The sequence below is a fragment of the Paenibacillus sp. FSL R5-0486 genome, assembly GCF_037975155.1.
GTDB lineage: Bacteria > Bacillota > Bacilli > Paenibacillales > Paenibacillaceae > Paenibacillus > Paenibacillus amylolyticus.
The window spans coordinates 4,111,264-4,124,609 of sequence record NZ_CP150237.1; the positions used below are offsets into that span (position 1 = coordinate 4,111,264).

Below are 13,346 nucleotides of genomic sequence, written 5' to 3' on the forward strand. Positions count from 1 at the left end.
CGCTCTATTCTCCACCCGTTAGCAAGCTCTGTTGTTCTGTTTGTGAAGCATCAGCAGGATCATTTACGCTTCCAGAATTAGCTCCTGCTCCGTTTCCTGAACCATCATTCCACATCACTCCATCCGACGTTGCCGGATTATTTGATGATGGACGACTGTTATATGTAACTGAGGATTGTGCCACATCCTGTTCAACCCCTTTTGACGGTGCTGTCATGGAGGCGGCCAGTGAACTTTCAAGCGAACTTCGCACCTGTCTGGATAACTCCTGCTCGGCTCGTCGAACAATATTCGGATCACTCTCCAGCAGTTTTAACACTTCTGAATTGGCAGGATACGTCGCGATTGCAGGTGTCTGAAACTGTGGTTCTACATAGGTTAAGGCATAGATTGAAGCTTTATGTAAATAGGCATCTACAATTGCACTTGAGAGTGACAGAATTTCTTCCTCCGTCATCGTAATCCATAAGGTAGCTGCATTGAGTCGTTCCACTTTTTTCTTCGATAAGAGAACATAGTCTTGTCCGGTAGGGAATTGAATACGAACATCAATAATATCTCCCTTAACAAGTGAGGACGGCAGTAATACAACTTGCAGCTCTCGATTTCTTAAATCGGGAGGAGCCGGTACATCCTCATACACCATCTCGGTGGTAATGGCTGTTCCTTTTTTCAACTCTATTTTGGCCACTTGGCCTTCCATCTGCTTGGTACTGGACCAGAGGTTTCGCGGTGCTTGTGCATCCGGAACAGCAATGAGCTTCAGATCCTCCGGTAATATCGGTTCACCTGCTTCAATATCCCGAATCGTAACCCATCCTTGTGCTCCCGAATCCCATTGTTGCTTTAATTCAGCTTCCTTTTCCTCATATGCCGATAAATAACGGGCTTCTACAGCTGACCTGACATCCCCCATCGTTTTGACATTGTAAATAACATATCCTCCGAACACCAACCCTACAGCTCCTGCTCCGATAAGTCCGGCATAGATCAGTTGACGGCTTTGTTTTCTTAATTTAGACAAAAGAGGCTCTCCTTTCGTAATCTTCTAATCATGTACTTTCCTTCGTGAAAAGAACGAACGTTTCTTGGGCTGCTGTCCCATCATATGCGTTAAAATATGTGAAAACACTTTATCCATCTGTGCGTCCTTGTCAAAAGGATCAATATGTAACGGCAGACCATATACACTCGATGTATCCAGAGCTTTACGAATGCGCTGAACAGCCTCACTTGCTGCCAGGGGCAGACAATATATCCATTTCTCTCGTGGATACCGATGATGTGATCGAACAAAAGCACCAATCTCCGCCTGTCTCCATTCGGCACCTGAGCCTATAACAATAGGTAGATCTGCACGCAGGAATTCTTCCAGCCGGTTCTGATCCTGACCACTACCGAGATCCATCACGATGAACTGATAACTCCCCCCAAGCAAAGACAAAATATCCGCTCGCCCGGATTGTTTCCAATAGTGCACACCATCCACTGCAAACTGTCTGCCTGCTGGCACCGGTTTACCCGCCTGAGCGATTTGTTGAATCCTTGCAAAGGATTGAGAGCGAGGTGACATTTCAATCACAGCTACTTTGAAGTTTTGCCTTTCGAGATAATGACTGATAGCTATAGCCGTATGGGTAACCCCTACACCTGATGAAGCACCAGTCAGGGCAATAACTCTTGTTCCCCCATTCAAGGTCATCGTTGTATCTCCACCGGGCATTGTTCCGCCGGGTATGCGGAGCAGTTCCTTCCTTACCTCATCGGCAGATTGGAATCGCTCTTCGGCATTATACCTTAACAGTCTTCTCGCCACAGGGATGTATGTCCGCGGAACATCACTCCGGATAGAGCTTTCCACACCCTGAATCCATTCCGTATACGCACCACTTGTCATAAGATACAGTAGCAATGCTCCGAGTCCATATAGATCTGAACGCGCATCGGTCTGACCCGAGCCATATTGTTCTGGAGCGGCAAAACCAGCGGTTCCCAACTTAACGGTATCTTCAGCACTTTGCGGTTTGTAACTTCTGGCGATGCCAAAATCAATTAATCTTACTTCATGTTCCGGCGTGATCATGATGTTTGATGGTTTCAGATCCCTATAAATCACAGGTGGATTCAGATTATGCAGATAACTCAACACATCCAGCAATTGAAGTACAAGCTCCGTCAACTGCTCCATCGGGATCTTCCCACGACACTGCTTGAAATACTCACTGAGCGTTAACCCGTCGATGTATTCCATCACCAAGTACGTGTACCCATCTTCATCCGGGACAAAAAAATCAACAATTTGCGGCAATCTTGGATGGCGAAGTGATGTCAGAAGAGCGGCCTCCGTCTCCATACTGCCTTCATATGGCATAATCGTTACGCTTTCTTTAATTGCCCATATCTTGCCCGGCAACTTCAGATCCTCCGCCTCGTATACATGGCTCATTCCGCCTGTTCCCAGAATGGATACGATGCGATATCTACCTCCCAGCAGGCTTCCGCGTTCCAGCCTGGCCGGATGTCTCATACCAATTCCTCCTTCAATACACAACAAAAAAGGGAAAGCTTCACCGAAGAAGAACAGACCGGATATCCGGTTTCGTTCACTTCGGGATGCTTTCCCTCAGGTTTGTTATGGTTAATATTGGTATCATTATAGTACAGGCAGGAATAGATTGTAAAGCACAAAATTTAATGAGCTTAATCGAATCAATTTCATAATACCTTTAACAGCTTTAATCAAGGCAAGAGCTCTTAATATTTGACCATATAAAGTGTAATCTCTTCCCGGTTATGGAACAACTGCTTGGAACGTTGAATCTGCATCCGCGAACGCTCAAACGTATCAATCACATCTTTAATGAGTGCGAGCGGCTTTTTATGCAATAACTTCACGGTAACAATCGCTGTTCCTCCAGGTTGCAGACTGTATAGAAGGTCTGATACAAGTCGGCTCATCAGCTTCGGACTCCAACTCATATCACATACGAGCAGATCGAACTCTCCTTCGCGGAAGCGCACATCCCCTGCATTTTTCTTCAAAAAAGTCAGTTTTGGTGATGCCAGCAGCGTAGCGTCCATCTTCGCCGGATCTACCGCCGTTACTTCAAGCCCGCGTTCAAGCAGGAACGAAGTCCATCCACCTGGTGCAGCGCCGATATCAAGTGCTTTATGAAATGAAGTAAAGTCAATGCCAAACGTTAGCTCGGCTTCAAGCAATTTGAATTTGGCCCGCGAGATCTGCCCATCTTCTTTTTGAAAACGTACGGCTCCCCCGCTCCAGTCTGACAGGTTCTGTTCAGGTCTGGATATGCCGGCATACAACATATCATTCGTTGCAAATACAGAAATGACATATTCAGCATCACGTACAACCCATTCACAGCCTAGCTCATCCAGCTTTTCAGTTAGCAGTTGCTTCAATGAGACTGCATTTTCTTGCCAAAAGGCCCCTTCTGTCTTCCGTACCTGTAGCACGACAGAGGCACCGTTCAATTCCTTATGATTCAACACAAATGCAACCAATTTCTCAATAGACTGCTCCGAATCTTCAGTATTCTCCTGAAACTGAACAGGTTGAATATGACGTAAAAACGTTGGATACTCTGCCCACAGCTTATCTGCAACTTCTTCCTCAGCTACAGGCAGACCCGCAAGCAGTATTTCTCCTGGTACGAGTACCGTGCTCTTCACCGCACCAAACGTACGGCGCAACTCTTCCTGAGCATAAGGGGCAAAGCCATGATTGGCTGTGCAGATAAAACGGGAGAAGTTGCCTTCTTCCCAAGACGATTGTGTACTCAAATTGTGTTACCCTCCAGAACGTACGCGTATCCACGGACGAGCATTATCCCACTGGATATCGACCGGAACATCGTACGTATGCTTAATTGTATCTTGTGTCAAAACTTCATGTTTGGGGCCAGCTGCCGCAATACGTCCATCGCGGATCAAGGCCACATGTGTAAATAAAGGTACGATCTCTTCAACATGATGTGTTACATACACAACTGTAATGTTACGCTGGCGCAGACGATCAATTTCAGCCAGCATTTTCTCACGTTCATATAAATCTAGGCCGGCACAAGGCTCGTCCATAATCAGCAATTTTGGCTCGGCCATTAATGAACGAGCGAGCATGACTTTTTTGCGCTCCCCTTGGGATAACGTTCCAAGCGGGTTGTTAGCCAGGTTGGCGAAGCCCATGTCATCCAGCAAACTCATTGCCTTTGCTTTTACTTCATCCGGAATTGTCTGATAAAAACGCAAAAAAGCATAAGCTCCTGTAGCGACGACCTCCCATACTGGATCTCTGGGTGTGAGTTTCTCAATCAACGTTTGGCTGATATAACCGATTTCCTTACGTACTTCCCTGACGTCACATTGTCCATACAAATTACCGAGTACTTCAATACGTCCCTGGCTTGGAAACATATATCCGTTCATCATTTCCAACAACGTTGTTTTGCCAGATCCATTCCGACCCAAAATAACCCAATGTTCGCCTTGTTCAATGCGCAAATGTACGTCATCCAAAATTTGATTCTCTTCTCGTCTAAGTGAGACATGTTCCATCGAGATTATACTCATTTCAGCACCGCCTTCCGGATCTCCGAGAGCAGATGCTCCACAGAGCTCATCCGATAAACCATTTTTGGAACATCTTGCTGGCCGTCAAATAGCATCACTGCTGGAACGCTTGAAATTTTAAATTGTTGTACAAGTTCAGGAATGTCATGAATGTTCATTTCCAATAAAATACCTTCTGGTAGCATGTGCTCTACTACCTCTAACATACGGCGGGCTGCCGCACATGTCCCACATAAAGGGGTATATATAAATACAGCCTGTGGCATGCCTTCCCATACACTGCGCATTAACATTTTGGATGTAATTGGCTTCATTAGCTTTCTTCTCCCGCGGCAACACGTAGCATGACCTCACCCGTCATTGGCCCATTATGAATGGTTACCGAATCCGGTTTATTGCTATATAACATCTCGTACATCTGGCGTTTCCCAAACATACTGGACGTATGCAAATAGATCTCACGCGGAAATAAACCTTCTCGTACAATGGATGCCGCGACCTCACCGCCATTAGGCGAATCCGGACCAAGCTCATAATCCAGAGACAAAATGTCCACGTCACCTTCTCTTAGCAGCATCAGGCACTCTTCTGCATTCGTTGCCAGAACAAATCCTTTCGGACATGCCCGATAGTCATCCAAAAAAACATGCATACAATCGCTCCTCTCCCCATTATATCCAGGAACGCATGAGCGCTATATCATCACGGTGCGTTCCATCTTCGCCCGTTTCTGTCTCGAGCACAACAACCGCTTTTTGGAACTCAGGCGCCTTTAACAATGCTTTCATTGATTCATTTCCGATATATCCCTGTCCGATCCTTGCATGTCTATCCTTACAGGAACCAGACGCATATTTGGAATCATTAAAATGTACAGCAGCAACATTATCCCAATATCCGAGCATCCTGCCCTTTTCGAGCATCGCCGCTTCGTTGCCTGACGACCACAAACCTGAAGCAAAAGCATGGCATGTGTCAAAACAAAAAGCAATATGCTCGGGATATCGGCTTAATTTGCGAATCTGTATCATTTCTTCCATTGTCGTGCCCATCGGGCCATGATCACCTGCCTGATTCTCAATCAGTACCTTTGAATGTCCATTCCAATTCTCCAAGGCGGTATCCAGACAATGAATGAGGTTCTGATAACCCTCCAGCGGATTGTTTGTTTTGATATGTCCAAAATGGACCACCGTCCCAACAGAACCGCAAGCATTCGAAATTTCAAGATCATTGCGAATAGAAGCTATTGTAGCATGAAACCCCGCCTCTCCACGGGTCATGCCCAACGCCGGATTCGTGGGATAGGGTGAATGTGCAATCGAAGCAAGTCCCTGCTGTTCACACCAATCCCTGCACTGCTCAGCATCCTTGAGATCCAGACTTTTCAGACCAAGACTACGCGGGTTCTTCGGAAAATACTGAAACGCCGTTGCCCCCATCACATGTGCTCTCTTGGCTGCCTGAAGAAATCCGCCTCTGGTGCTGACATGTGCCCCGATTCCGGTTTTAGGCTTCATGCTGGCATTTCGGACAGAAGAATGCCTTCTTGCCCGTAATTTCCACTCGTTCAATCGTTCCCCCGCAGCGCGGACAAGTCTCGCCTTCCCGATCGTATACGCGACATTGCTCGTCAAAACTTCCTGTCTTCGTATCCCCTTGCATCAGCGGCATTTCCATATAACCGCCCTCAGAAGCTGCTTCACGCAACACGGACTGCATTGAATGGAACAAACGCTCTGTCAACTCTGGTGAAGTCGCGATGTTCTGCGTTTTGGAGCTTGGTCTCAGACCGGCAGCAAAAGCAATCTCATCCGAATAACAATTGCCAATCCCCGCAATAATATGTTGGTTTACCAACGTTGTCTTGAGCGTACCCCGGCGACCTTTCAACAGAGAAGCAAAACGTTCCACATTCATCCGTCGATCTAAAGGTTCAGGTCCAAGATCAGACATCGCCTCTTCGGTTTCTTTCGAAGTAAGCAGATGTAAATAACCCAAGCGCAGTCCGATAAAGAATAAAATGTGATCGCCAAACTGAATTTCCACTTGTGTGGAACGATCAGGACGTTCTTCTTCCGTGCCCCAGAAAATCATACCGCCCAACATGAGGTGCAGCACCAGGCGTTTGCCATTAGCCAAGTGGAAAATTAGATGCTTCGCTCGGCGCTCAACAAATATGATGCGATTACCTGTAAGTTCATTAATAAACAGATCAGGCTCCGTATTTATCGTTTTATCGCGGTTAATTACAACACCTGTAATCAGTAGATCAAGTATTTCCTCGGACAGCAAGGTCCGGTAATTTTCCATTTCCGGCAGTTCCGGCATCGTACATTACCCCTTTTTGGAAGCTTGGTCTGCCTCTTGCGACAGCCACTCCATCAATTTATGCAAATCTTCAAACACATGATCAGGTCGAGCCTTCGCTGCTTGAATGTGTCCATCCATATTATCCCGTGTTGTCACACCGGTAAGTACCAACAGCGTCTCACACCCTGCTGCCACTCCAGCTGCAATATCGGTTCGCATATTATCTCCGATCACTGCCACTTCATGAGACGCCAGGTTTAGCCGGCTAATGGCTGACTTCATTATAACACTCGATGGCTTGCCAATAACGGTAGGATGAACTCCGGTTGCTGCTTCAATTGCTGCTCCAATAGTTCCCGCCCCAGGTGTCAGTCCATCATCGGAAGGAAGCTGCAGATCCGGGTTGGTCATGATGAATTTTGATCCCGCATTAATCCACCTTAGCGCCTTGGTCAGTTTATGATAGGAAAATTCACGATCAATCCCCTGTATCACGTAATCTGGTACATCTTCCGTCAGCTGTAGTCCTGCTTCTTCTATGGCTTCCAGCAGTCCTGCTTCTCCAATACATGCCACTTTTGCACCCGGGGACTCTTCAGCAACATATTCAGCAGCCGCCACAGCAGAAGTACATACTTGAGACGCGTCGGCAGGTATGCCCATCCCGTTCAGATGATCTGCCACACCTTGTGGTGTACGGGAAGAATTATTTGTTACGAATAAATACGGCTTTCCTAGCTCTTGCAGTGTTCGAATAAGCTGATCGGCTCCTTCGATACGATGTCTGCCATGATAGAGCGTACCATCCAAGTCAATCAGATAGGCCTTAATCACACACAGCACTTCCTTTCTTCATTCCATTAACGTTTCATGTCCTTAATCAATTACCTCGAACTTGACAGCGAACCTATGTATTCAGGCAAAAAATAATGGCTTGCTGGCATATGCACGCAACAAGTCGAACCGGATCGAACACCGACGGTTTAACTCGCGCGTCTTCTGTACAAGCTTGTCATTTCCTGCGCTTTCCCGGAAAATAATTTGAATCATTTCCCTCTTCATATTGCCCATCCTACACGCTTTCTGACCAGATTGCAAAAGGGACCGCGGGAGTTCCTCACCCTCAGTCCCGTGCAATTACCCGGATCTTTATATGACGTGTTTAGCCGTGCACTGGTTCGCAATCAGGGTTAAGATTCTTGCTTGCGATGCACGACAGGAATAAGCTGGTGTTCGTTTGCAAGTCTGGTATTCGGGAATACGGACTGCGCCTCTTCCAAAAGTGGCTGAAGTTGATCCTCATCCTTATAGCGTGAACTGAAGTGAGTCATGATTAGTTGCCCTACATTGGCTGCTCTAGCCGCTTCTGCCGCTTGTTTAGAAGTACTATGATAGTACTCATGCGCTGTATCGGCCAGATCATGCATGAATGTAGCTTCATGTACAAGTACATCTGCATTTATGGAAAGTGGCTGTACGTTGTCACATGGACGTGTATCACCCAATATGGTGATCACCATACCACGCTTGGGCGCTCCCAATACATCTTCTGGACGAAGCGAATCACCGTTATCCAACGTAATGGTTTCTCCACGTTTCAGTCGGCCGAACAATGGGCCTGGTTTCAGACCATATTCCGCCAGTTTGGCTGGATCCAGGCTTCCTGGACGATCTTTTTCGGTAATCCGGTATCCATAACTGTCAATCCGATGCTCAAGCAAAGCAGCTTCCACGATAAAACTGTCATCCTCGAACAGGACGCCGCCCGTATGTTCCACGATATTCAAATCATAGTTAACCCGGGATTGGCTCAGCTCCATTGTTGTACTGATCATTCGTTCCGTACCTGGCGGACCATATACGGTTAATGGTGTGGTGCCACCTTGATAGGCTCTGCTCGAAAGCAGTCCTGGAAGTCCAAATACATGATCACCATGCAGATGTGTAATGAATATTTTCTCCAATTTGCTCAGTTTAAGCGGAGAACTTAAAATCTGGTGCTGCGTCCCTTCCCCGCAGTCAAACAACCACAAAGCTCTGCGCTCATCCAACATGCGTAGCCCAATGGAAGTTACATTCCGTTGAAGCGTAGGTACACCAGCATTAGTTCCCAGGAAATATAGTTCCATTCTGGATCGCACCTCTTTCTGTTGCCAGCAAAAAACCTCCGACAATGCGGAGGGCTTTGCCTGACACTCTACTGAATTTATGCCTTCTCTACATTAAAATACTTAGCTTGCGGATGGCTGAATACCATCGCTGATACGGAAGCTTCAGGTTCCATCATGAAACCTTCCGTCAATTCCACACCGATATCCTCAGGCTGTAGTAACTTGAACAGCGGCCCTTGGTCTTCCAGATCCGGACAAGCCGGATATCCAAAAGATACTCTTATCCCTTGATAGCGTGCACCATGACGTTGCTTCATGGTCATCTGGGCAGAGTCCGGGAATCCCCAGATATCTCTCATCATATGATGCACACGCTCAGCTAATCCCTCTGCTACTTCGAGCGCTACGGATTGCAGAGCATGCGAGCGAAGATAATCCCCTTGATCTTTCCACGCCGTGGATAGTTCACGCACACCGTGTCCGGCAGTAACTACCATGAAACCAACGTAATCCATCTGACCGGATTCAACAGGTTTCAGGAAGTCGGACAGGCATAGGAACGGCTCGACTTTTTGACGTGGGAACGTAAATGTATGCAAAATATTACTGGTGTCCTTTGGATCATAGATAATGACGCTGTTACCACTGGACTGAGCCGGGAAGAAACGATACATGGCATGCGCCTGAATAATCCCGTCACGAACAGCCTCTTGCATGATATCATCCACGACTGCTTTCAGGTCGGTAGCCTTCTTATCACCTGAAGCAAGCAGTTGTTCTACTGAGCCGCGCAACCCCAGATGATGTCCAAGCAACATCTGCATGTTCACGTATGGCAGGATATGTGATAAAGGATAGTTACGCATCGTATGCCGATCCAGATCAGGCGGGACAAGAACCGGATGATCTACAGCAATATCCGAACGCTCCACTCGCGTAAGCTCTGGAAGAGCCTGAACAGCTACAGCACCTGAAGCATCAGCTTCTTTCTCAGCTTCCATCTCCAGTTGCATCACTTCACGTGAAACAGGATTCATCAATTTGTTCGCCAGATCCAGACCATCCATCGCATCTTTGGCATATACAACCATTCCGTTATATTCAGGACGGATACGATTTTTGGTGAATTTGCGTGTTAGCGCCGCTCCGCCAACCATAATAGGCACATCAATACCTGCTGTTCGCAAATCCTGAGCGGTAAGAATCATCTGTTGCGCTGATTTTACCAATAGACCCGAGAGACCGATCGCATCGACTTTTTCTTCTCGGTATGCCTCAATGATACGTTCAGGTGGTACTTTTATACCCAAATTAATGATTCGGTAACCGTTATTGGAAAGGATGATCTCAACCAGGTTCTTACCGATGTCATGCACATCGCCCTTGACTGTGGCCAGAATGATCTTGCCTTTAACCGAAGTTTCGTTCTTCTCCATGAATTGCTCCAGATATGCTACAGAAGCCTTCATAACCTCCGCACTCTGCAACACCTCAGCTACAATCAACTCATTGTTGTTAAAGAGACGACCTACTTCCTCCATCCCACGCATCAGTGGACCGTTAATCACTTGAAGTGCTGTATATTTTGCAAGTGCCTGTTCGAGATCTGGCAGCAATCCTTCTTTACTTCCTTCGACTACATATGAAGCGAGACGCTCTTCTAATGAAAGGTTCGAGATTTTTTCCTTCTTCTCAACCTTCTTGTTACGGAACGCCGCTACGAACGCCGCCAGAGTGTCATCATTCGTGTTATATAAAAGCTCTTCGGAGAGTCTGCGTTCTTCTTCAGGAATGGAGGCATAACGCTCCAGTTTCTCTGTGTTCACGATCGCATAGTCAAGACCTGCTTTGGTACATTCATATAAGAATACTGAGTTCAGCACCTCACGGCCCGCTTCAGGCAGTCCAAATGAAATGTTACTGATCCCTAGGATCGTATGACATTCTGGCATCGCTTCCTTAATCACTCTTATACCTTCAATGGTTTCTTTGGCTGAACCGATGTACTGTTCATCTCCCGTACCTACCGGGAACACCAAAGTATCAAAAATCAGGTCTTCTGGTTTGAGTCCATATTTGTTCACCAGCAAATCGTAAGAGCGCTTGGCTACGTCAAGCTTGTCTTCCCGACTAATCGCCTGACCCCGTTCGTCAATCGTTCCGACAACTACTGCACCACCATATTTATGAAGCAACGGTGTAATCAGCTCAAATTTCTCTTCGCCATCCTCAAGGTTAATAGAGTTAATTATCGCTTTACCTTGTGAGTACTGGAGGGCCAGATCAATTACTGAAGCATCTGTCGTATCGATCATGAGAGGAACCTTCACTTTTTTTACAACCAATTCAAGGAACTTCACCATGTCTTCAGACTCTTCACGGTCTGGGTCTTGTACACACACATCGACAATGTGCGCTCCATTTTTCACTTGAGCACGTGCAATTTCCGAGGCTTCTTCATATTTGCCTTCTACAATGAGGCGTTTGAATTTCCGTGATCCCAGCACATTTGTACGCTCTCCGACCATATATGGGCGATTGTCCTGTTCGATGTAGATCGGTTCTATACCAGACAATGCCGGTGGATGTGTTCCGTTCATTTCTCTTGGGGGGTACTGGGCAAGTGTATCGCGCATCGCCCGAATATGTGCAGGGGTTGTCCCGCAACATCCACCAGCGATATTCAACCAGCCCTGTTCGGCAAAAGCACCAATCTTCTGAGCAAGCGAGTCAGGTGACTCATGGTAATTACCATTCTCATCCGGAAGACCCGCGTTCGGGTAACAACTAACGGCAACCGATGCCATCGCGGAAAGTGAGCGAATGTGATCACGCATGAACTCTGGACCCGTAGCACAGTTTAGTCCTACCGAAATTGGGTTAAGGTGTTCTAAGGATATATAAAAGGATTCGATGTTCTGACCTGCAAGGGTCGTTCCCATCGGTTCTATCGTTCCTGATATCATCAGGGGCAGTGTAACACCACTCTGTTCGAAGGCCTGCTGAATTCCAATGCTGCCTGCTTTTACATTGAGGGTGTCCTGTGAGGTTTCGAGTAGTAGCGCATCAACGCCTCCCTCTATTAAAGCAAGCGCTTGCTCCAAATAACTGTCGATAAGTTCCTGGAACGTTACGCCCCCAGTTACAGACAGTGTTTTGGTTGTTGGTCCCATCGCACCTACCACATAACGTGGAGATTCAGGTGTAGAGAAACGATCAACCGCAGCTTTCGCAATTCTGGCTGCTTCCAGGTTGATCTCGCGTGCCCGATCCTGAATATCGTACTCAGCAAGCACAACGGATGTGGCACCAAATGTATTGGTTTCAATTAAATCGGCGCCCGCCTCCAGATATTCTTCATGAATGCGCTGGATCAGTTCTGGACGAGTAAGCACTAACATTTCATTACATCCATCCAGATCTTCGCCGCCAAAATCTTCGCCAGTCAGATCAACTTGTTGAATCATGGTCCCCATTGCACCGTCGAGGATTAATATTCGTTGTTTTAATGCATCGTGTAGACTAATCTTATCCAATATCTTCACCCCCGCAAAACGTTAGATCTTAGTTTAACAGAAACTAACTTAATGTGAAAGATCGGGTTTGGTCCCGAAAGATGGCGGGTTTGCACGAATATGAACGGAATTTGAGAATCGACAAAAACAAAGCAATCCGATATAATTCAATTAAACCAAGTGGAAAAGAGGGAAAGAACATGGCTGAAATTGTTATCCGAAATACGAACGAACGCATCACTGGTGACGAAAATGTTCGAAATTTCTTAAACAAATACGAAGTATTATATGAGAAGTGGGACGCTTCCAAACTGAACACTGATCTGCAAAATAACTTTGGATTAACTGATGAACAGAAAACCGAGGTTTTGGAAACTTACGATTATGAAATCAGAGATTTGGCTGCACGTCGCGGGTACCAGATCTGGGATGTCATCACGCTGTCCGAACAAACACCAGATATCGAAGAAAAGCTCGCCAAGTTCGAAGAAATTCACACCCACGCTGAAGATGAGATCCGTGCAATTGTTGCTGGTAAAGGAATCTTTGTTATCAAAGCTACAGATGATGTGGGCTACTTTAATGTAGAACTGTCTCCTGGAGACGTTATCTCTGTACCTGAGAATACACCGCACTTCTTCACTTTAATGGAGAACAAACAAATTATTGCTGTACGTCTGTTCATCGAAAAAGATGGCTGGATTGCAGATCCATACCCTGATCCTACTTTTATCAAGAACGCCTGACCCTTCAAGATGTGTTCAGGTTTTTCATGGCCCCTGACCCAAAGACCCAAACGAACTGACCTTTAAATCGA

The 13,346-nt window shown here is 46.5% G+C and carries 13 protein-coding genes; 1 reads left to right on the forward strand and 12 read right to left on the reverse strand.

Features of this window, described 5'->3' with window-relative positions:
• Positions 1-4 precede the first annotated feature (4 nt).
• From MKY01_RS18245 to metH, 12 genes are all read right to left on the reverse strand, one after another.
• Positions 5-1,024 (reverse strand): SAF domain-containing protein, encoded by a 1,020-nt coding sequence (locus tag MKY01_RS18245; RefSeq protein WP_076250215.1) that lies wholly within the window; start codon positions 1,022-1,024, stop codon positions 5-7.
• A gap of 24 nt (positions 1,025-1,048) precedes the next feature.
• On the reverse strand, positions 1,049-2,527 hold the full coding sequence (locus MKY01_RS18250; RefSeq protein ID WP_339282963.1) for a serine/threonine protein kinase: 1,479 nt from the start codon (positions 2,525-2,527) through the stop codon (positions 1,049-1,051).
• A 227-nt stretch (positions 2,528-2,754) separates the two neighbouring features.
• On the reverse strand, positions 2,755-3,804 hold the full coding sequence (locus MKY01_RS18255) for an SAM-dependent methyltransferase (RefSeq protein ID WP_339282964.1): 1,050 nt from the start codon (positions 3,802-3,804) through the stop codon (positions 2,755-2,757).
• A gap of 6 nt (positions 3,805-3,810) precedes the next feature.
• Positions 3,811-4,584 (reverse strand): ATP-binding cassette domain-containing protein, encoded by a 774-nt coding sequence (locus tag MKY01_RS18260; protein WP_076250619.1) that lies wholly within the window; start codon positions 4,582-4,584, stop codon positions 3,811-3,813.
• A 2-nt stretch (positions 4,585-4,586) separates the two neighbouring features.
• Positions 4,587-4,904 (reverse strand): thioredoxin family protein, encoded by a 318-nt coding sequence (locus MKY01_RS18265; protein ID WP_036613610.1) that lies wholly within the window; start codon positions 4,902-4,904, stop codon positions 4,587-4,589.
• Positions 4,904-5,242 carry a cyclic-phosphate processing receiver domain-containing protein gene (locus tag MKY01_RS18270; protein ID WP_017688046.1) on the reverse strand — a complete coding sequence of 113 codons (339 nt, stop codon included), beginning with the start codon at positions 5,240-5,242 and terminating at the stop codon, positions 4,904-4,906. The genes MKY01_RS18265 and MKY01_RS18270 overlap by 1 nt, the downstream gene beginning before the upstream one ends.
• 19 nt (positions 5,243-5,261) lie before the next feature.
• Entirely contained in the window at positions 5,262-6,110 is an 849-nt protein-coding gene (locus MKY01_RS18275) for a deoxyribonuclease IV (protein ID WP_127547739.1), read from the reverse strand.
• Positions 6,100-6,921: a DNA-formamidopyrimidine glycosylase family protein gene (locus MKY01_RS18280; RefSeq protein ID WP_091020715.1), complete on the reverse strand. Its 822-nt coding sequence runs from the start codon at positions 6,919-6,921 to the stop codon at positions 6,100-6,102. Before MKY01_RS18280 ends, MKY01_RS18275 begins: the two co-directional genes overlap by 11 nt.
• Before the next feature lie 6 nt (positions 6,922-6,927).
• Positions 6,928-7,737 carry a TIGR01457 family HAD-type hydrolase gene (locus MKY01_RS18285; RefSeq protein ID WP_051449967.1) on the reverse strand — a complete coding sequence of 270 codons (810 nt, stop codon included), beginning with the start codon at positions 7,735-7,737 and terminating at the stop codon, positions 6,928-6,930.
• 81 nt (positions 7,738-7,818) lie between these two features.
• On the reverse strand, positions 7,819-7,965 hold the full coding sequence (locus MKY01_RS18290) for a hypothetical protein (RefSeq protein WP_157116158.1): 147 nt from the start codon (positions 7,963-7,965) through the stop codon (positions 7,819-7,821).
• 128 nt (positions 7,966-8,093) lie between these two features.
• Complete coding sequence (rnz, locus tag MKY01_RS18295) at positions 8,094-9,032, reverse strand: ribonuclease Z (protein WP_017688042.1); 939 nt, start codon at positions 9,030-9,032, stop codon at positions 8,094-8,096.
• A gap of 77 nt (positions 9,033-9,109) precedes the next feature.
• On the reverse strand, positions 9,110-12,550 hold the full coding sequence (gene metH / locus MKY01_RS18300; protein ID WP_339282967.1) for a methionine synthase: 3,441 nt from the start codon (positions 12,548-12,550) through the stop codon (positions 9,110-9,112).
• 179 nt (positions 12,551-12,729) lie between these two features.
• Here metH and MKY01_RS18305 point away from each other — a divergent pair, with 179 nt between their 5' ends.
• Positions 12,730-13,275 carry a cupin domain-containing protein gene (locus MKY01_RS18305; RefSeq protein WP_036613600.1) on the forward strand — a complete coding sequence of 182 codons (546 nt, stop codon included), beginning with the start codon at positions 12,730-12,732 and terminating at the stop codon, positions 13,273-13,275.
• Positions 13,276-13,346: the final 71 nt, after the last annotated feature.